This is a genomic window from Paraburkholderia sp. D1E, from assembly GCF_052682275.1.
Window position 1 is genome coordinate 8,546,222 of sequence record NZ_JBQYMB010000001.1, and the last position, 19,870, is coordinate 8,566,091.

General features: G+C 61.1%; 15 protein-coding genes. 6 read left to right on the forward strand and 9 right to left on the reverse strand.

The window, feature by feature from the left end; all coding sequences use genetic code 11:
* Positions 1 to 211: 211 nt before the first annotated feature.
* The 4 genes from ACUN0E_RS38430 to aspT (ACUN0E_RS38445) all read right to left on the reverse strand — a co-directional run bounded on the left by ACUN0E_RS38430 (position 212) and on the right by aspT (ACUN0E_RS38445) (position 7,011).
* Positions 212 to 1,423, reverse strand: a complete 1,212-nt coding sequence (locus ACUN0E_RS38430; protein WP_408333284.1) for a pyridoxal-phosphate-dependent aminotransferase family protein — start codon at positions 1,421 to 1,423, stop codon at positions 212 to 214.
* 337 nt (positions 1,424 to 1,760) lie between these two features.
* Positions 1,761 to 3,425, reverse strand: a complete 1,665-nt coding sequence (locus ACUN0E_RS38435; RefSeq protein WP_408390824.1) for a bifunctional aspartate transaminase/aspartate 4-decarboxylase — start codon at positions 3,423 to 3,425, stop codon at positions 1,761 to 1,763.
* Positions 3,426 to 3,527: 102 nt separating this feature from the next.
* Positions 3,528 to 5,210 carry an aspartate-alanine antiporter gene (gene aspT, locus ACUN0E_RS38440; RefSeq protein ID WP_408225537.1) on the reverse strand — a complete coding sequence of 561 codons (1,683 nt, stop codon included), beginning with the start codon at positions 5,208 to 5,210 and terminating at the stop codon, positions 3,528 to 3,530.
* 118 nt (positions 5,211 to 5,328) lie between these two features.
* Positions 5,329 to 7,011 (reverse strand): aspartate-alanine antiporter, encoded by a 1,683-nt coding sequence (gene aspT, locus ACUN0E_RS38445; RefSeq protein ID WP_445569899.1) that lies wholly within the window; start codon positions 7,009 to 7,011, stop codon positions 5,329 to 5,331.
* 544 nt (positions 7,012 to 7,555) lie between these two features.
* On the opposite strand from aspT (ACUN0E_RS38445), the gene ACUN0E_RS38450 reads away from it, so the two are divergent.
* Complete coding sequence (locus ACUN0E_RS38450) at positions 7,556 to 8,554, forward strand: 2-hydroxyacid dehydrogenase (RefSeq protein ID WP_408225531.1); 999 nt, start codon at positions 7,556 to 7,558, stop codon at positions 8,552 to 8,554.
* Here the strand turns inward: ACUN0E_RS38450 and ACUN0E_RS38455 are convergent.
* Positions 8,551 to 9,168 carry a plasmid fertility inhibition factor family protein gene (locus tag ACUN0E_RS38455; RefSeq protein ID WP_408225528.1) on the reverse strand — a complete coding sequence of 206 codons (618 nt, stop codon included), beginning with the start codon at positions 9,166 to 9,168 and terminating at the stop codon, positions 8,551 to 8,553. The genes ACUN0E_RS38450 and ACUN0E_RS38455 overlap by 4 nt on opposite strands.
* 76 nt (positions 9,169 to 9,244) lie before the next feature.
* Between ACUN0E_RS38455 and ACUN0E_RS38460 the strand changes: the two genes are divergently transcribed.
* The 3 genes from ACUN0E_RS38460 to ACUN0E_RS38470 all read left to right on the forward strand — a co-directional run bounded on the left by ACUN0E_RS38460 (position 9,245) and on the right by ACUN0E_RS38470 (position 12,859).
* Entirely contained in the window at positions 9,245 to 10,069 is an 825-nt protein-coding gene (locus tag ACUN0E_RS38460) for a crotonase/enoyl-CoA hydratase family protein (RefSeq protein WP_408390815.1), read from the forward strand.
* Positions 10,070 to 10,320: 251 nt separating this feature from the next.
* Entirely contained in the window at positions 10,321 to 11,487 is a 1,167-nt protein-coding gene (locus ACUN0E_RS38465; protein WP_408225522.1) for an MFS transporter, read from the forward strand.
* Positions 11,488 to 11,698: 211 nt separating this feature from the next.
* Entirely contained in the window at positions 11,699 to 12,859 is a 1,161-nt protein-coding gene (locus ACUN0E_RS38470) for an MFS transporter (protein WP_408225519.1), read from the forward strand.
* A gap of 124 nt (positions 12,860 to 12,983) precedes the next feature.
* On the opposite strand, the gene fahA is transcribed toward ACUN0E_RS38470, so the two are convergent.
* Both fahA and hmgA read right to left on the reverse strand, forming a co-directional pair.
* Positions 12,984 to 14,285 (reverse strand): fumarylacetoacetase, encoded by a 1,302-nt coding sequence (fahA, locus tag ACUN0E_RS38475; RefSeq protein ID WP_445569900.1) that lies wholly within the window; start codon positions 14,283 to 14,285, stop codon positions 12,984 to 12,986.
* On the reverse strand, positions 14,282 to 15,628 hold the full coding sequence (hmgA, locus tag ACUN0E_RS38480; protein ID WP_408225513.1) for a homogentisate 1,2-dioxygenase: 1,347 nt from the start codon (positions 15,626 to 15,628) through the stop codon (positions 14,282 to 14,284). Before hmgA ends, fahA begins: the two co-directional genes overlap by 4 nt.
* A 326-nt stretch (positions 15,629 to 15,954) precedes the next feature.
* Here hmgA and ACUN0E_RS38485 point away from each other — a divergent pair, with 326 nt between their 5' ends.
* Entirely contained in the window at positions 15,955 to 16,788 is an 834-nt protein-coding gene (locus ACUN0E_RS38485; RefSeq protein ID WP_408225947.1) for a diguanylate phosphodiesterase, read from the forward strand.
* 22 nt (positions 16,789 to 16,810) lie between these two features.
* Here the strand turns inward: ACUN0E_RS38485 and ACUN0E_RS38490 are convergent, their stop codons facing one another.
* Positions 16,811 to 17,596 carry an IclR family transcriptional regulator gene (locus tag ACUN0E_RS38490; RefSeq protein WP_408520101.1) on the reverse strand — a complete coding sequence of 262 codons (786 nt, stop codon included), beginning with the start codon at positions 17,594 to 17,596 and terminating at the stop codon, positions 16,811 to 16,813.
* Between the two features lie 104 nt (positions 17,597 to 17,700).
* Here ACUN0E_RS38490 and ACUN0E_RS38495 point away from each other — a divergent pair, with 104 nt between their 5' ends.
* Positions 17,701 to 18,891, forward strand: coding sequence for an acyl-CoA dehydrogenase (locus ACUN0E_RS38495; RefSeq protein ID WP_408390810.1), 1,191 nt, complete (start codon positions 17,701 to 17,703; stop codon positions 18,889 to 18,891).
* A gap of 144 nt (positions 18,892 to 19,035) precedes the next feature.
* Here the strand turns inward: ACUN0E_RS38495 and ACUN0E_RS38500 are convergent, their stop codons facing one another.
* Entirely contained in the window at positions 19,036 to 19,674 is a 639-nt protein-coding gene (locus tag ACUN0E_RS38500; protein ID WP_408225505.1) for a peroxiredoxin, read from the reverse strand.
* Positions 19,675 to 19,870: the final 196 nt, after the last annotated feature.

Sequence of the window (19,870 nt, forward strand, 5' to 3'; positions counted from 1 at the left end):
GGACTGGCGAACCACCCTGAGAATCCAGCACCCGGGAACAGCCTGTTGCTTGACTTCCAATACGGTTGCTTTTCTTTGCAGCAGGCAAAGAAAAGTAGGTGCCTGCCCCGCACAGGGGCGACGCTAATAGACCAATAAGTAATCAAGGAAAGGCCACCACCACAGCCAAACAAACGAACAGACGAACAAAGCGCCGAGCAGGCAAAAAACCTCACTTCCCTCCCGACAACCCACGTTCAAGCGCTGCGACACCAGCCGGCAATTCAACCTTAACTCCAAGGTCCACCATCGTTCGCCCGAGCGCATGCAATGTTCTGAACAGGTTGTGCTCGCGGCACTGCTCGCCCATCTGTCCAATACGCACGATCGGCAAACCAAACGAACCCGAGATTTCCACCTGGTGATGCCGCGAGATGTGACCGCAGATGTCGGCAGGACTCAACCGCTCCGGCACAACGATACCGACAACTGAATTCAGGCGGCAAGGCGCGGGGGCATAGAGCTGCAAGCCCAGCGCAGTGATCCCTGCCTGAAGCGCGACTGAACACTTCAAGTGCCGCGCAAAGCGCTTTTCAAGTGTCTCCGCACACACGAGACGCAGCGCCTCATGCAACGCGAGCACACCTGATACCGGCGCCGTGTAGTGATAGCCCGCGTTGTGCCAAAAATTCTCTGCAAGCGAGGCATCCAGGCACCAATGCGCATTCGGCGCCGTGCGGCCCTTCACTCGCGCCCACGCCTCATCCGAAAACGCGATCAGCGAGACGCCCGGGATCGAAGACAAGCCCTTCTGCCCGCCCGTAATGACCGCATCGATACCCCACGCGTCCATCTCCAACGGCATCGTGCTTAGCGTACAAACTGCGTCGACAATGACCAGCGCACCGGCTGCTTTCGCGAGCGCCGCGATGTCCTTCAAATGATGGTTCCATACTGTATTGGACGTCTCACCCTGCACGATCGTTACGATCTCGGGACGTTCGCGGCGGATCGCCTCAGTCACGCTTTCGAGACTCGCCACCGCGCCGTCCTCGACGTCGAGCGTGCTCACGTGCGCGCCGACGCGCCGTCCCATCTCCGCCATCCGCTCGCTGAAAAAGCCGTTCCTGATGCTCAGCACTCTCGTGCCTTCCCACGCGAGATTGGAGATCGCCATTTCCATCGCGGCAGAACCCGGCCCCGCGACACCGAGCACCCACTTCGAATTCGTCTGGAATACGTAGCGTGCCATGGTCTTCACCTGGCCGATGACCTTCACCATCGTGGCGCCCAGGTGATTGATCACCACGGTGTTGGCCTTCGCGACGGCGGCAGGAATCGGCACGGGGCCGGCGCCCATCATCAGCAACGGTTCTTCGGGAAGGATGGCGTCGAGTGATTCGACAACCGGACAGGGCACTGCGAGAGGAGTAATGGTCGCCATGATCGATAGGATGAATTCAAGGTGCAACGGCCTCGCCAACAATGACGCTGGCAAGGCCGGGTTTTCGATCATTCACCGATCAGGGAAATTACGCAAGTTTTTTAACAGCGCAGGCTACAAGCTGTTGCAGTCGTTTCGTACGGCGTGTCCATCCGCAGAAATGACAGCGGGATAACGCTTCATCCGATATGAGATCGCGCTGTCACCGGCAGCGTTTCAATACCCGTCAGTTCAACTGAACTCGGGGTGTCATATCGGCACTACATGCCCAACGAACTGCCAACGCCAACGAACGGAGCGGGGTGAGCTTCGCAGCCCACCCGTCAGTTGCCGCGCGTTACTTCACCTTGGTCTTATCGAGCTTCTTGCCGGTCGCCGCGTTGAAACGCTCGACGTACTCTTCGATCAGCTTGCGCATCGCACGTCCAATCTGCCGATAGTCCGACTCATTCAGATTGGCCAGCGACACCCGTCCCGATGGATGCTGCGTACCGAAACCACGTCCCGGCAACAGCACCACCCGCGCTTCACGCGCGAGGCGGAAGAGCAATTCGGACGGCTCGGTGTTCTTCAGCAGCCACTCGACGAACTCACGCCCGAACATCCGTTCGCCCAGAAACTCGATATCGAGAATCGTGTAGTAGTCGACCTGGTTCGGATCGTCGTCCTCGAATGAAATACCGACCTCTTCGTACAGCGCCTGCTTGCGCTTGCGAATCAGGCGCTTCAACGCATTCTTGTACGCGTCGGGCGTGTCCATCAGCGAAAACAGCGAGAACAGCACCATCTGCACTTGCTGCGGCGTCGACAAACCCGCCGTGTGATTCAGCGCGACCGTGCGGCTGTCGGCCACGAGGCGATCGATGAACTTGAGATTTTCCGGCTCGGTCGTGATCGACTCATAACGCTCGTGCAGTTGCTTCTTCGCGTCTTTCGGCAGTTCGGCGATCAGCCTGTCGAGCACGTTGTCGCGATGCGTCGCGATCGTGCCAAGGCGCCAGCCGGTCGCGCCGAAGTACTTCGAATACGAGTACACGAGGATCGTATTCTTCGGCGCGAGCGCGAACAGCGAGACGAAGTCGTCGGCGAAGGTGCCGTACACGTCGTCGGTCAACAGAATCAGATCGGGGCGTTCCTTCACGATGTCAGCGATGTATTGAAGGCTCTCGTCGCTGATCTTCACCGAAGGCGGATTGCTCGGGTTCACGAGGAAGAACGCCTTCACCTTCGGATCGCGCAGCTTGTCGAGTTCCTTCTTCGAATACTGCCAGCCGCTTTCCACCGTGGCTTCGAGATTCACCACGTTCAATTGATAATCATTGAGGCGCGGAATTTCGATGTACGGCGTGAAGATCGGCATGCCGAGCGCGATCGTGTCACCCGGCTTGATCAGGTGATTCTCGCGCATCGTGTTAAAGATATACGTCATTGCCGCCGTGCCGCCTTCCACCGCGAACACGTCGAACTCGCCGACGAACGGATGATTGCCGATCATCTCCTTGCGCAGATACTGACCGACGATCTGTTCGGACAACTTGAGCATCCGGTCCGGCACGGGATAGTTCGACGCGAGAATCCCTTCGCACATTTCATAGAGAAAGTCGCCCGCGGAGAGTCCCAACTGATCGCGCACATACGACACCGCGCCGCGCAGAAAATCGATACCGGGCACGCCCTTGTTTTCACGCAGGAACAGATCGAAGCGCTCCGTGAGCCCTTCGCGGCGCGGGAAACCGCCGACACCTTCGGGCATGAATGCAAAAGAACGCTCTGACTCGCGCATCGCAAACAGGCCGAGCTGCCAGAAACCGTGGCGCGGAATCGTCGCGAGGAAGTTCGGGTTGCCGCGCCCGGCGTTGAGCATCGATGCATTAGCGGGGCGATCCACCGCGCCGCCGCCCGCCGCCTTGATCAGTTCGTCCTTGAGTTCGAACGGGCTGAGCGCCGCAAAGCCGGCTTGAGCCATGTCACCTTGTTTCTTGCCGCTTTTCTCTTTTGCCATGATGCGTTCTCCAATGTGCAAGTGAATGACGCCGGCGGCGTGAGTAATCGTTCAGTTGCCGCCGACGTAAGAGAGATTGATAAATACGTGCGCTAAACCAGGCTAAACCAGTCCGACCACAAGCGGTCCGAGCAACGTCAACGCGACGTTTGCAATCGCATAGGTGATCGCGAACGGCACGGTCGGCACGGCGCTTTCCGCCTTGTCGAGCACGCCGCCGAACGCCGGGTTGGCACTCCGCGATCCGGACAGCGCGCCGGCCAGAATTGCCGCGTTTTTGTAGCCCAGCACGTAGCGGCCGAACAGCATGGTCAGCAGCAGCGGGAACAACGTAACGAACACGCCGAGCAGGAAGATCGTCATGCCGCTTGCTTTGACCGTCACGACCGCCTGCAAACCGGAATTCAAACCGACCACCGCAACGAACGCCGCGAGACCGAAGTCTTTCAACAACTGCGAAGCCGCCGTCGGCATCACGCCGTACATCGGATGCTTGCCGCGCATCCAGCCAAACAGCAAGCCGGCCAGCAGACAGCCGCCACCCGAACCGAGCGTGAGTGGAATGCCGCCCACGTTGATGACGATCAGCCCGATCAGCAGACCTAGCACAAGGCCCACGCCCATATAGATGAAGTCGGTCTTGTTGCTGTACGGCAGCTCGTAGCCGGCTGCATCGACGGCGCGCTTGGTGTCTTTAGGCGAACCGTAGAAGGTGATGACGTCGCCGTGCTCGAGCCTGGTTTCGGGCAGAATCGGCAGCGGCTGGCCAGCACGCGAAGCGCTCTGGATATAGACGCCGTGGCGCATGTCGCGATCCACAACTTCGCGTGCAGCGGCGATTGTCGTGTGGTTCATGCCTTTGCGCGCGAACACGCCTTCGCGTGTCTGCATCACGACGCCAATATCGTCGACGTTGGCAATCTCGTTGCCGTTCGCGCCGAATGCGACCACTGCCTCGCGGCGGCCCACCACCAGCACTTCGTCGTTGAGTTGCAACGTCAGATCGGGTGTCGGCTCGAGGTTCTTACCGTCACGCTTGATCCGCTCGATCGTCAACATGTCCTGATGCTGGGTCTCGATTGCCTTGACCGTTTTCCCGGCGCTGACATCGATCTTGTACGCACGCCCCACCAGTTCGGGTAAAGCACGAATTTGCCCCGCTCCGAGTGAGGACGGACCTGAAGACAGTTCCTTTTCCGCTTCGATCGACGCCTCTCTCAAACCTTGCCCCATGAACTTCGGCAGGATGTTCACGCAGACGATGATCGCGCCGAGCGAGCCGAACACGTAGGTCACGGCATACGCGATTGCCACATCGGATTGCAGCGACTTGACCTGATCGGCTGGCAGACCGAGACGCGCGATGGCGTCGCCGGCCGTGCCGATGATCGCCGACTGCGTCAGTGCGCCGCCCGCAAGCCCTGCGGCGAGGCCCTTGTTCAGATGGAACAGCTTCGCGCAGATCACCACGGTGACCAGTGCGGAGACGGCGAGAAAAATCGCCATTGCGATCTCACGCAGCGTTTTGCGGTTCAGCGAATTGAAGAAACCCGGCCCGGAGTCGTAGCCGACGGCGTAAATGAACACGGCGAACATCACCGATTTCACGCCATTGTCGATCGTCACACCCGCCTGACTGATCACGACCGCGGCCAGCAATGAACCGCCTACGCCGCCTAACTGGAATTTGCCGAAGTTGATCTGCCCGATGAAGTAGCCGACTGCAAGCGACAGAAACAGCGCAATCTCGGGTGATTTCTGAAAAATGTGATGTAGCCAGTCCATCGTGCCCTCGCTAGATAGTTTGCGATACTGAGTACTGGGTGCTGCACGTGCATGCGGACCTCATCGCATCCGCATGCGGTCGGTTGCGCGCCACGTCGCGCGCAGCCCATCTGCCCGTCTAGCCAAATTTCCCGGCGAGACCGACCACGACCGGCCCCATCAACGGCAACAGAATGTTCGAGAGTGCATAGGTGATCGTGTAGCCGATCACGGGCGTCGAATTGCCCGTCACGCCGACCAGCGCGCTGATCGCCGGCGTGCTGCATTGCTGCCCGGCAATGGCGCCGAGCAGCATGGGTGCTTCGAGTTTGAGAAACACACGGCCGATCCAGAGCGACAGCAAGCCGGGCACGAGCACCATCAGAATGCCGGCGACAGGCAGCGCCAGACCGTATTCGCGCACCAGCTTGATGGCATCGGGTCCCGCTGACAGACCGACCGCCGCGATGAAAGTGGCAAGACCGAAGTCCTTGAGAATTTGCGCGGCAGCTGAAGGCAGCGAGCCGACTAACGGATAGCGCGAACGGATCCAGCCGAACAGCAGCCCCGACAGCAGGCAGCCGCCACCCGTTCCGAGCGCAATCGACACGCCGCCAATGCGTCCGCCGAGATGGCCGATCGCCATCCCGACCAGCACGCCCAGACCGAGATAGACGAAGTCGGTTTTCTGGGTCGCTGCGAGCACGTAGCCGAGGTGCCGCGCGCCGCGCTCGACGTCGGACTTCGCGCCCACCAGGGTCAGCACGTCGCCGCGATTGAGCTCGGTGCCGGGCAGCGCGGGCACGGTGGTTTCGAGCCGCGTGACGGCCGCGATATAGACGCCCCGGCCCTCTTCCGGCTTTGCCCGTTCGCGCATCTGCGCGACCGTTAGCCCGTGCGCCTCGCGGCGCGTCAGCACGACGTCGAGCTTCTCGGCAACGAGCTGGCCGAACCCAGCGCCGTCCACTTCTTCGCCGAGGCTGACAGCCGCTGCGACGATCGCTTCGCGCCGCCCTACCACGAAGATGAGATCGTCGATAGCCAGCGTCAGTTGCGGCTCGACCGGCACGGCCGCCCCGTTGCGCTGGAGCTGCTCGATCGTCAGATTGAAGCCATGCTGCTGTTCGAACGCCAGGATCGTCGAGCCGGCCGCCGCGCCGACCCGAAAGGCGCGGCCGACGAGCGCCGGCGCGGCGGAACGCTGTCCATCGCCGAACGCGCTGTCGCCACCGAGCTTGTGCCACACGCGCTCAGCTTCTTCGCGCAAATTGACGCGCAACAGAAGCGGGGCGAACTGGCTGGTGAACAGGACGATGGTGATCAGGCCGAACAGGTAGCTCACGCTGTACGCGGTCACGATGTTGGCCTGCAGACGCAGCGTCTGAGCGTCGCTGAAACCGAGCTTGGCAATCGCCTCTGAAGCCGTGCCGATCACGGCCGACTCCGTCGCGGCACCAGCGAGCAGGCCGGCCGCCGTGCCGGCGTCGAGCCGCATCGCGAAGACCGCGATCATGATCAGCACCAGCACCGACACGATCTCGACCACCGACAGCAAGCCGTAGCGCCAACCCCGGCCGATGTTGGCAAAGAACTGCGGGCCGCCGGTGAAGCCCAACGCGAAGATGAACAGCGCAAATGCGATGTTCTTCAAATCGGGGGCCAGCCGCGCGCCCGTCTGGCCCAATAACAAGGCCACAATCAACGTGCCGCAGACGCCCCCGAGCTGAATCGGCCCAATGCGAAACGAGCCGATGAAATATCCGATTGCAAGGCTTGCGAACAGCGCGATCTCCGGTTGAGACCTCAGCAATTCACCGATCATGTTGGCTCGCCGATTTACGGTTTATTGGCAGAAAGCTGAAAAATCTCTCTGGCATTTGAAAAGCATTCGATCCGATTCGCCATCACACAGCAATTACGCATCCGGCATAACTGGATGCCATTGAATGGAAAGTTTATGGCAATGACATGACGCTCCAGGCGCCAAAGAAGATATGCCGCGGTGCAGCGACGATAGATAGTGAAATGTTTTTCAGCAGCTCGACAGTCACGCATTCCTCGCGAAGTTGACCCAACACCTTGAAAAGGCTGCTCTGGTGGTGGCCGGTCTTTTTGGCACGATATGTACATGCATTTTTGGTACTGCTTTTTTTATAATTATTGTAGTTTGGCATCGCTGTCAATATGATTTTCGAGTGCGGCCCTTTCCACTTCGCAAAAAATGATCTTTAGTAAAGGCTGAAATGATTTTCGGACAGTGCATCGCAAGCGGCGGTCATTACGATAAAGAGCCGATATACTGACCTGCCCCTATGCCACGCGTGAGTCGGCATTCACCACGCGGCACGCCTCTTTCGGAGCCCTCCATGCGCATGATCCTGTTCAGCAGCCGCCAATACGACAGCGATACGTTCGGCGAAGCCAACGGCACGCATCGCTATGAATTGCACTTCCAGGAATCGCATCTCGATGTCGAAACGGCGATCCTCGCGCAGGGCTATGAAGTGGTCTGCCCGTTCGTCAACGACAACGTCGACGCCGCCGTTCTGGAACGTCTCCATGCCGGCGGCACGCGCATGATTGCGCTGCGCTCGGCGGGCTTCAATCACGTCGACCTGGCCGCGGCCGAACGCCTCGGCATGACAGTTGCGCGGGTGCCAGCCTACTCGCCGCATGCGGTTGCAGAACATGCGGTCGGTCTGATTCTGGCGCTGAACCGGCGCTTGCCGCGCGCGGTCGCGCGCACACGCGAAGGCGATTTCTCGCTGCATGGCTTGCTCGGCTTCGACCTGCACGGCAAGACCGTGGGCGTGATCGGCACCGGCATGATCGGCCGCGTGTTCGGCCGCATCATGGCGGGCTTCGGCATGCAGGTGCTCGCCCATGATCCCGGCACACCGGCGGAGGATCTGCTCGCGCTTGGCGCGCGCTACGTGCCGCTCGACACGCTGCTGGCGGAAAGCGACGTCGTCAGCCTGCATTGCCCGTTGGTGCCCGGCACGTACCATTTGATCGACGGACCCGCACTCGCGAAGATGAAGCATGGCGCGATGCTGATCAATACCGGGCGCGGCGGCCTTGTCGAAAGTAATGCGCTGATCGGCGCGTTGAAGGACGGCCAACTCGGCCATCTCGGCCTCGACGTGTACGAGGAAGAAGGCGGCCTTTTTTTCGAGGACCACTCGAATCTGCCGTTGCAGGACGACGTGCTGGCACGTCTGTTGATGTTCCCGAACGTGATCGTCACCGCGCACCAGGCATTCTTCACACGTGAGGCGATGAACGAGATCGCGCAGACCACGCTCGAAAACGTCGCAGCATGGCAAGCAGGCACGCCGCGCAATGTCGTGCGGGCGCGAAGTTAGGCGTTGCTGCCACCGTCCACCGTGGTTGGGCGGATTGCCGTACGGGCGTCATCCGCTGCACCGCAGAGTTCGCGCAGCAAGCCTGCCTCGCGCTCGTGCACTTCCACCGGAACCCAGCGCGCGCCCGCGTCGGCCAGATAGCGCGCGCGATGCTGCCCGTTGCGAAACGCCACCACGCCCTCGCGCTCGAGACCGAACCAGCCCAGCAGACCCGGCGCGCGACGCGTCGAGATCGTCACGTACGGCATCGGCGGAATGCGCGGATTGTCCGGATCGAGAAACTCGCGAATGCCACGCACCTTGCCCGAATGCCATTCGGCGACCGGTTTCAGCACGTAATCGGTGTTGTCGCGATCCGCGCAGGCAAGCAGCTTGCGCACGTCGACAAGAACCACTTGATGCCGCGTGCCGTCCGTCACGAAGACACGTTTCAGGCGCACATGGTCGTACCATGAATGCTCATGCAAAGGGACGATCCAGACTGTCTCGGCGCAGGCCGGCGCGGCTGCAGGCGATGAATTGGACAAAGGCAAAGGCAGGCTCGATAAGCTGGCTAAACAACGCCAGCGCGTTAAAAGAGCGCTAACGCTACGAGCAGATTGTGAAAGATGCATGACAACCAACGGTATTAATCGCAGCGCATGAATACCCGGCATGTGCGCCCGGACGCGAACCTTTACGGACACAACGATGATAACCACGCAAAGCCTGAATGAACATGTGCGCATCGAAGCCAACGAGGACACCGGCGTCGCCACCATCGTGCTCGAACGGCCCTTGCGGCGTAATGCCGTCGACCGTCCTACCGCGGAAGCGCTCAACGCCGCCTTCCGCCGCTTCGAAGCGGAGCCGGCATGGCGCGCGGCGGTGCTGTTCGGCGCGGGTGGCACCTTCTGCGCCGGCGCGGATCTCACCGCGCTCGCCGACGAGACCCGCCGTAATGAACTGCACGCCGACGGCAGCGGTCCCGGCCCCATGGGACCGACGCGTATGAGCTTCAGCAAACCGGTGATCGCGGCAATTGCCGGATATGCGGTCGCGGGCGGACTCGAACTGGCCGCGATGTGCGATCTGCGGGTCGTCGAAGAAGATGCCGTACTCGGCGTGTTCTGCCGGCGCGTGGGGATTCCGCTGATCGACGGCGGCACGATCCGCTTGCCGCGTCTGATCGGGCTGTCGCGGGCGCTCGATCTGATCCTGACCGGCCGCGCGGTTGACGCACAGGAAGCACTCAGCTTCGGTCTTGCCAACCGCGTCGTGCGCAAGGGCGAAGCCCGTGCGGCGGCTGAACAATTGGCCGCTGAACTGGCTGCCTTTCCGCAGGCGGCGCTGCTGGCTGACCGTCGCTCCACATTGGAAAACAGCACGCTCGATGATCTCGCCTTCGCGCTGCGGCGCGAAGGCGCGGGCGGCTATCAAGCGGTATTCGACGAGGGTGTCGCAGGCGCCTCACGGTTCACCGAAGGCGCCAGCCGTCACGGCAATATCTTCAGGTCAGACGAAAGCACGCCATAGAACAGTGCCATTCCGATAGGTGATGCGCGGCAAAGCGGCACTCCGAAGTGCGCGCCAGGGTGGCGCTCAAAACCGCACCCCAAGCGCGGCTTTCAGCAAAAAACAACAACCCGCTTGACGCTCAGCAAGGCGGTTTTGACTTAGGTAGAATCCCCTACTGTTTTCCCCTCGCATGGCGCATGCGTTCTCGCCCCGAAAACGCGCGCCTGCCGCACGACGCTTCCCGTCGCGCCGATTCACGCTCTGTCACCATGCCTTTACCCCTGCTCGCCCTTGCCATTGCCGCCTTTGGAATCGGTACCACCGAATTCGTGATCATGGGGCTGCTGCCCGATGTCGCACGCGATCTGTCCGTGTCGATCCCTGCGGCCGGCATGCTGGTGTCGGCTTATGCGCTCGGCGTCACGATCGGCGCACCGATCGTTGCGATCGCCGTGGCCAACATGCCGCGCAAGAAGGCGTTGATGAGCCTGATTGGCGTCTTCATCGTCGGCAATCTGCTGTGCGCGATTGCCCCGGGTTATGCGGTGTTGATGGCTGCGCGCATCGTCACGGCGTTTTGCCATGGCGCGTTCTTCGGTATCGGTTCGGTGGTCGCTGCAGGTCTCGTCGCGCCGAACCGCCGCGCGCAGGCCATCGCACTGATGTTCACCGGCTTGACGCTCGCCAACGTGCTCGGCGTGCCGCTCGGCACAGCGCTGGGTCAGGCGGTGGGCTGGCGCGCCACCTTCTGGGCGGTCACCGGCATTGGCATTCTCGCTGCTGGCGCACTCGCTGTCTGCCTGCCGGCGAAGATAGAAATGCAGAAGGCGAGCCTCGTCCATGAATTCAGCGTCCTGAAGAACCCGCAAGTAATGATGGTGCTCGGCATCAGCGTGCTCGCATCGGCCAGCCTGTTTTCCACCTTCACCTACATCACGCCGATTCTCGAAGACGTAACCGGTTTCACGCCGCACGCGGTCACGTTCGTGCTGTTGCTGTTCGGCCTCGGCTTGACGGTAGGCAGCACGCTCGGCGGCAAACTTGCAGACTGGCGGCTGATGCCCTCGCTGGTCGCGTTTCTGCTGGCGATCGTTGTCATCCTGACCATTTTCGCCGGCACGATGCACGCTGAGATTCCCGCGATGATCACGATCTTCGTATGGGGCATTCTGGCCTTCGCGATCGTGCCGCCACTGCAAATGCTGATCGTCGACCGCGCGAGCCATGCGCCGAATCTGGCATCGACCCTGAATCAAGGTGCATTCAACCTCGGCAATGCGACAGGCGCATGGCTTGGCGGCATGGCGATCGGCGCGGGCGCGCCACTCACTACGCTGCCGTGGGTCGGCGTGGCGACATCCATCGGCGCGCTGGTATTGACGCTGTGGTCGGTGTCGATCGACCGGCGCGCGCAGCGGATGGCGGTGGCGGGGTAAGGTCAGGTGTGAGCACCACAGCGACCCGTTGACGAACGGCGGTAGCGCAAAAGTTGAGCGGTACCACGGCTGGCTGAGAGAGAGTGCGCTCGCCGCAAGCCACTCCAACCTGGCGTTCGCGTTGCCTTCCTCAGAAACGCGGCGCGCGTCCGCGTTTATCCAATCCGCACAAAGATGCGAATGACTCGATGCCGTAGTAGCATCTCGGCCGATGAAAGTCATCTTCACACGAGATTTCCTCGCACTCATTCTCAGCGTCGCTGTCGTCGGACTCGGCAGTGGCGCCACGCTTCCCCTCACTGCCCTCGCGCTGACGCAAGCCGGCTATGGCACCGACGTGGTCGGCCTGCTGACCGCCGCGCAGGCAGGTGGTGGTCTGATCGTCGTGCCATTGGCCGGCTGGGTCGCGGCGCGCTTCGGCAGCCGCCAGGTGATCGTCGGCGCGGTGCTGACGGTTGCGCTCGCCACCGCGCTGATGCAACTCACCTCGAACCTGTGGCTATGGGCGATGTTGCGCGTACTGTGCGGTGCGGCGCTGATGCTGCTCTTCACGATTAGCGAAGCATGGGTCAACCAGCTCGCCGACAGCGCCACCCGCGGCCGGGTCATCGCGATCTACGCGACCAACTTCACGCTGTTCCAGATGTCGGGCCCGGTGCTGGTGAGCCAGATCGCCGATTTCACGCATTGGCGCTTCCTGATTTGCGGCGCGATCTTCCTGCTGGCTTTGCCGGCACTCGCTAGCATCCGCAAAACGCCGCAAGCGTCGGAAGACGAACACGCGGCGCACGGCAGCTGGCGCCATGTGCTTCCGCAGATGCCGGCGCTCGTGATCGGTACGGGCTTTTTCGCGTTGTTCGACACGATCGCGCTGTCGCTGCTGCCGCTCTTCGCAATGGCGCATGGCATTACGAGCGAGGTGGCAGTGCTGTTCGCGTCGGCCCTGCTGCTCGGCGACACGACGATGCAGTTTCCGATCGGCTGGCTTGCCGACCGGCTCGGCCGCGAACGCGTGCATATCGGCTGCGGCGTGATCGTCGTGGTGCTGCTGCCGTTTCTGCCTTGGGCGATTAATTCGCCGTGGCTGTGCTGGCCTCTGCTCTACGTGCTCGGCGCGGCGGCCGGGGCGATTTATACGCTGTCGCTGGTCGCTTGCGGCGAGCGTTTTCGCGGCGTCGCGCTGGTGTCGGCGAGTTCGCTGGTGGGGGCGTCGTGGAGCGCGGCCAGTTTTGGTGGGCCGCTGGTGGCTGGCGCGTTGATGAAGGGAGTTGGCAACGATGCGATGGTCGGCGTGCTGCTCGCTGCGGCGCTCGCGTTTCTGGTTGCTGCCTGGTGGGAAAGGCGGCGCGCGCTAGCGCGGGTTGTTGGTTGACGGTCGCGCTGGGACACGATAAGGCGCGAATGCGTTGCAACATGTTCGGGTGACGATACTCAAACGGGGAAGCCGCGATAGCTTTCCCGTTTTTCGTTGTGTGCCCTTCCGCGTTACTTCTACCTTACTTCCGCGCCGGCAATATCTCCCCAACACACGTCCCAAAGCCCACGCGGTACCCATCGCCCTGGCACCAGCCAGCCAGCGTCAGTTCGTCGCCGTCTTCGATAAACCCGCGTGTGCCGCCTTCCTTCAATTCCAACGGATTCTTGCCGTTCCATGTGGACTCGAGCAGGCTGCCGCATGAGTCGGCTGTCGGGCCGCTGATCGTGCCCGAACCCATCAGATCGCCGACCCGCGTATTGCAGCCCGATACCGTGTGATGCGCGAGTTGTTGCGCCATCGTCCAGTACATGTGCCTGAAGTTGGTCCGCGAGATCGTGGTTGCCTGCCTTGCCGTTTTCGGCCGCAGCGTCACTTCCAGCGAAATGTCGAACGCGTGCTTGCCGTCGTGGCGCAAGTACGCCAGCGGTTGCGGCTCCTGCGCCGGCTGCTCCACGCGGAACGGTTCAAGCGCGTCGAGCGTCACGATCCAGGGCGAGATCGTTGTCGCGAATGTCTTCGCGTTGAACGGGCCGAGCGGCACGTATTCCCATTGCTGAATATCCCTCGCGCTCCAGTCGTTCAATAGCACCATGCCGAAGATGTGCGCTTCGGCATCCGCACAGGCAATCGGCTCGCTCAGCGTATTGCCGCTGCCGATCACGAAACCCGTCTCCAGTTCAATATCCAGCTTGCGGCATGCGCCGAACACCGGACGCTCCTGATCCGGCAGTTTCAGCTGTCCATTAGGACGCCGCACCGGCGTACCGCTCACCACCACCGACGATGCGCGTCCGTTGTAGCCAATCGGCATCTCCGACCAGTTCGGCAACAGCGCATTCTTCGGATCGCGGAACATCGAACCGACATTCGTCGCGTGCTCCTTCGACGAATAGAAATCGGTGTAACCCGGGATTTGCACGGGCAGATGCAGTTGCGCATCGGACTGGCGCACCAGTGCTTTCAAACGTAAGGCAGCATCGTCGCGCAAGGTCGCGGTCTCGCGCGCCAGCAGATTGCTCAGTTGGATGCGCACGCTGCGCCATGCATCGCGGCCGAGCGAGATGAAATCGTTGAGAGTATCGCGTGCAAAGACATCAGCCTTCGATTGCACCTTCAGCAAACCTGCTGCTTGCAGCGCCGCCAGATCGACGATCTCATCGCCGATCGCCACACCCACGCGGTGCGCGTCATTGTCCCTGTCGCTGAAAATACCGAACGGCAGGTTCTGGATCGAAAAATCGTTGGTCGAGTCGTTGGCCGACTCGACCCAGCTCTTGCGCGACGGATCGAGCGTCGCCTGAAGATCGCTCAATGCGTTCATCGTTGCTCCGGGTTGAAGTGTTTTTTAAGACCTTGCCAGCACTCGTAGTAATGCGCCTGCAATTGCGCCGTTTCGAGCGCGAAACGGGTCGGCTTGATCAGCGTGCGCGTTTCGAACATGAAGGCCATCGTGTCGCCGACTTTCTTCGGCGTGGACGTATCGCTATGCGACGCTTTCTCGAAGGTGTCCGCGTCCGGCCCATGACCCGACATGCAGTTGTGCAGACTCGCGCCGCCCGGCACGAAGCCCTCAGCCTTGGCGTCGTACACGCCGTGCACGAGGCCCATGAATTCGCTCGCGACGTTGCGATGGAACCACGGCGGGCGGAACGTATCTTCTGCCGCGAGCCAGCGTGGCGGGAAGATCACGAAGTCGATCGTATCGACGCCCGGCGTATCGCTTTGCGATTGCAACACCAGGAAAATCGACGGGTCCGGGTGGTCGAAGCTGATCGAGCCAATCGTGTTGAAGCGGCGCAGATCGTATTTGTACGGCGCATAGTTGCCGTGCCATGCCACCACGTCGAGCGGCGAATGACCGATGTCCGCTCGCCAAAGATTGCCGTTCATCTTGGCAACGAGTTCGAAGTCGCCCTCACGGTCTTCGTAAGCGGCATGCGGTGTAAGGAAGTCGCGCGGATTGGCGAGGCCGTTCGAGCCGATCGGGCCGAGATCCGGCAGTCGCAGCAGCGCGCCGAAGTTCTCGCAGATATAGCCACGCGCGATGCCGTCCGGCAAGCTCACCGCAAAGCGCACACCACGCGGGATCACAGCGATCTCGAACGGCTCGACGTCGAGTTGACCCATTTCGGTCGCGATATGCAGGCGGCCTTCCTGCGGCACGATCAGCAATTCACCGTCGGCGCTGTAGAAGAAGCGATCCTTCATCGAGCGGTTCGCTGCGTACAGGTGGATCGCGCAGCCGTTCATCGCTTCGGCTGAGCCGTTGCCCGCCATCGTCACCCAGCCGTCGACGAAATCGGTCGGCTCGGTGGGCATCGGCAAGGCATCCCAGCGCAGCTGGTTCGGCGGTGTCGGGGGCACCTCGGCGAAGTTGGCGACGAGCCGGTCCGAGGCCAATTGCGTGAACGGCTTATGGACTGCTGCCGGACGAATCCGGTACAGCCACGAACGGCGGTTATGGCCGCGCGGCGCAGTGAACGCGGTGCCCGACAGTTGCTCGGCGTACAAGCCATAGGCCGCGCGTTGCGGTGAATTGCGACCTTCGGGCAACGCGCCCGGCAAGGCCTCCGTCGCGAATTCGTTCGCGAAGCCCGACAGATAGCCCGGCTCGATTTCGAGCCGCGAACTGACGGTATTCGGCGTGCGTGTCTGGGTATCCATGCAAGGTTCTCCGTTAATACTTGATCTGTCGACGTGCACTGACTGTCTCCGGCCGTATGCGGCTCGGATGGGCGGCAACGCGACCGCCATCGCAGCTTTTCCACAATTTACGTATGGTAAAACTAATTACGTATAGTGAAATTAACGTATACCCTGGAAGCTAGCCGGGAAAACCGCGGCAGCCCGCAGTGACAAGCATTCGGCCGATAACGTTATGAGCATTTTGTTCAAGTGGGCGCGGTGGGGACTGCTACCATCAATGGATGCGGCAACTGAGTCGCGTTGCCGAGCGCTGAGTGCGCGCCTATTGCCATCCATTTGCCTACATGATTCCGCCGACCATCCCCAACCTGATTAAACGCGCCGCCGATCACCCATTTCTCGGCGAACATCTGGCGATGGGAACAGGCGTGCATAGCGAGATCGCACTGGCGCAATTCGACGGCGTCGAACTCGCCAGTGCCTATGAGCCGATCTTCGATATCAGCGTGCATGCGCTGGCGCAGTCGTTGTCATCGGGTGCAGAAGGCGTGGATCGTTTCGGCGATGAACTCGGGTTTCAGGCGATCACGCAGCGCCTCGACGGCGCGCCCTTTGATGTCTTCGATCCATTCGACCGTGTCGCCGACGATCAGGAACTGGTCGCACTCGACCGCATGTCACGCGCGCTGCACGCGATCAATTTCTTCGGTGCACAACGCCACGGGCTGCTGTTTCTGCGTGTGCACGAGCGGCTGCTCAAGAGCGTCAAGTACGACCACGGGCGGCATTTTTCGACCGTATTGGTGTCGTTCGGACTGAACCCGTCGCGAGTGGTGATCGAGTTGCCGGCGGCCGCCGTCGCGCATAAGACATTCCTTGGCTACCTGACCAAGAGCTATCAGCGCTACGGCTTCAAGGTGGCGGGCAATCTGTCGAACGCCGGGCAGATTCTGTCGGTGTCGGAAACGGCGCGGCTCGACTTCATCAAGATGGATGCGGCGATCGCGTTGCGCGATGCGATGGTGAAGCCGCTAGTCGGCTATGCGAGCCGGCTGCGGATTCCGCTGATCTTCAATCGGGTGGTGGATGAGCCACAGTTCCTCGCGCTGCAGCAGTACGACGTGCGCTTCGTGCAAGGGCCGTTGTTCACCGCGCATTATCATGACCGGGCGGTGTGATTGGGTTAGGTGCTACTCCGCCTCAGCCGGTATCCCCCAGGCGGCGCGCTAACGCTTTCAGGCGCGGCGCCACCGTTTCCCTAAACACCGCCTCTCCCATCGACGACGCCGGCCCGCTGCAACTCAGCACCAGCCAGCGGCCTTCGCGCGGCTCGCGAAACGGCACTGCAACCGCATTCACGTCGTCATGCCATGCGCGAAACGAATAACAGCAGCGTTCCTGCGCGAAGGCTTCGATCTCCTTTTCGGCATCGGCCAACAGCGCCGCGCCCTCTTTGCCGGCAGCCTTCTTAAGCTCGACCAGCAATGCGGCGCGCACGTCCAATGGCTGCACGGCCAGGTACGCACGCCCCATTGAACTGGTCAGCATCGACAGTTTCGAACCGGAAGCGAGCCCGAGCGTCAGCGCGGTCTCGCTGCGGATCGTCTCCAGATAAATCATGTCGAGCCCGTCGCGGCAACCGAGCGACACAGCCGCGCCCACTTCGCGCGCGAAAGTGCGCATATGCGGACGCGCGAGTTCCAGCGTATCCGTACCCGAGAGCAACGCGAAACCGAGCGACAGCACGCCGGCATCCAGCGCATATTTGCCCAGGGTTTCGTCGAGCCGCAGATAGCCGAGCACGGTCAGCGTGTAGGCCAGACGGTTGACGGTCGCCTTCGGCAAACCCGTGCGCTCGACGAAATCCCGATTGCCGAGCATCGTTTCGCCCGGCTTGAACGCGCGCAGCAAGTCCAGCCCGCGTGCCAGGGCGACGACGAATTTGCGCTCATCGAGCGGGTCGGAGAGAGTAGATATGGGCGTCATGGGGTGGTACACTCGGGCATGGTTTGCAAAACATTGTTTCGCATAGCGGAACTTAAGTCAAGCTCGAGTAAGTTCTAGTCAAGCAAGGAATCAGGAGATACGTCATGGCAGAGGCCGCGCAGTTTCACTGGGAAGACCCGTTGCTGCTGGATCAGCAGCTCACGGAAGACGAACGCATGGTGCGCGATGCCGCCGCCGCTTATTCGCAGGACAAGCTGCAACCGCGCGTGCTCGAAGCGTTCCGTCATGAGAAGACCGACATTGAGATCTTCCGCGAGATGGGCGAACTCGGCCTGCTCGGCCCGACGATTCCCGAGCAATACGGCGGCCCCGGCCTGAACTACGTGGCGTACGGTCTGATCGCGCGTGAAGTGGAGCGCGTCGATTCCGGCTACCGGTCGATGATGTCGGTGCAGTCGTCGCTCGTCATGGTGCCGATCTATGAATTCGGCTCGGAAGCGCAAAAGCAGAAGTACCTGCCAAAGCTCGCTACTGGCGAATGGATCGGCTGCTTCGGCCTGACCGAACCGAACCACGGCTCCGATCCGGGCAGCATGATCACGCGGGCGAAAAAGGTCGACGGCGGCTATTCGCTGTCAGGCGCGAAGATGTGGATTACCAATTCGCCGATTGCCGACGTGTTCGTCGTCTGGGCGAAGCTCGAAGAAGACGGCAAGGATTCGATTCGTGGCTTCATTCTCGAGAAGGGGTGGAAGGGGCTGTCGGCGCCGACCATCCATAGCAAGGTGGGCTTGCGCGCCTCGATCACCGGCGAGATCGTGCTCGACGAAGTGTTCGTGCCGGAAGAAAACCGCTTCCCCGAAGTCAGCGGCTTGCGCGGTCCGTTCACGTGCCTGAATTCGGCGCGCTACGGTATTGCCTGGGGGGCGCTCGGCGCGGCTGAAGCGTGCTGGCACACCGCGCGTCAATACGTGCTGGATCGCAAACAGTTCGGCCGGCCGCTCGCCGCGAACCAGTTGATCCAGAAAAAGCTTGCCGACATGCAAACTGAAATCACGCTCGGCCTGCAAGGCGTTTTGCGTCTCGGCCGCATGAAAGACGAAGGCACGGCCGCTGTCGAAATTACGTCGATCATGAAGCGCAACTCGTGCGGCAAGGCGCTGGACATTGCACGGCTCGCGCGTGACATGCTCGGCGGCAACGGTATTTCGGACGAGTTTGGCATCGCGCGGCATCTGGTCAACCTGGAAGTCGTGAATACGTACGAAGGTACGCACGACATTCACGCGCTGATTCTTGGGCGCGCGCAGACGGGGATTCAGGCGTTTTTCTGATGCGCTGATTGCTTCGATGGCGGCGCCTGGTCCTGGCTGCTGAATCGAAAGGTAAAAAAGGAAAAGGCCGGTTCTTTTGAACCGGCCTTTTTTATTGCGGCGCCGCGATGAAGCTAGCGGCGCGCTTTGTGACGCATCAACCGCTTACTTGTTCGGCTGCGGTGTCATACGCAGGTACGGACGCAGCGCCTTGTAGCCCTTCGGGAATTTCTGCTTGATGATTTCTTCGTCCTTCAACGACGGCACGATCACCACGTCATCGCCCTGCTTCCAGTTGCCGGGCGTGGCGACCGAGTGGTTGTCAGTGAGTTGAAGCGAATCGATCACGCGCAGCACTTCATCGAAGTTGCGCCCGGTGCTGGCCGGATACGTAATGATCAAACGCACTTTCTTCTTCGGATCGATCACGAACAGCGAGCGGACCGTGAGCGTTTCGTTGGCGTTCGGGTGGATCATGTCGTACAACTCAGCGACCTTGCGATCACCGTCGGCGAGAATCGGAAAGCCGACATTGGCCGCTTGCGTCTCGTTGATGTCCTTGATCCATTCCTTGTGCGACTCTGCGCTGTCGACCGACAACGCAATCGTCTTTACATTGCGCTTCTCGAATTCGCCCGCCAGCTTCGCCGTCAAACCCAGCTCGGTCGTGCAGACTGGCGTGAAATCAGCAGGGTGCGAAAACAGCACGCCCCAACTATCACCCAGCCATTCGTGGAACTTGATGCGGCCGACACTCGACTCCTGTTCGAAATCGGGTGCGATGTCGCCAAGACGTAGACTCATGATGCAGCTCCTTGATTGTATTCGGACATTCTGCGCGAGCATTCGCGCGCGACGCTCTACGAAAGCGCGCCTCACCACAGTACAGCATACGGGAGTGACGGCCCATAACGAACGAACATCGCGTCACTACTTTATGCGTTTTTGTAATTTTCACCGATTTAGTGGAAACTTTGCGGGACAGATCAACTCCATCTTA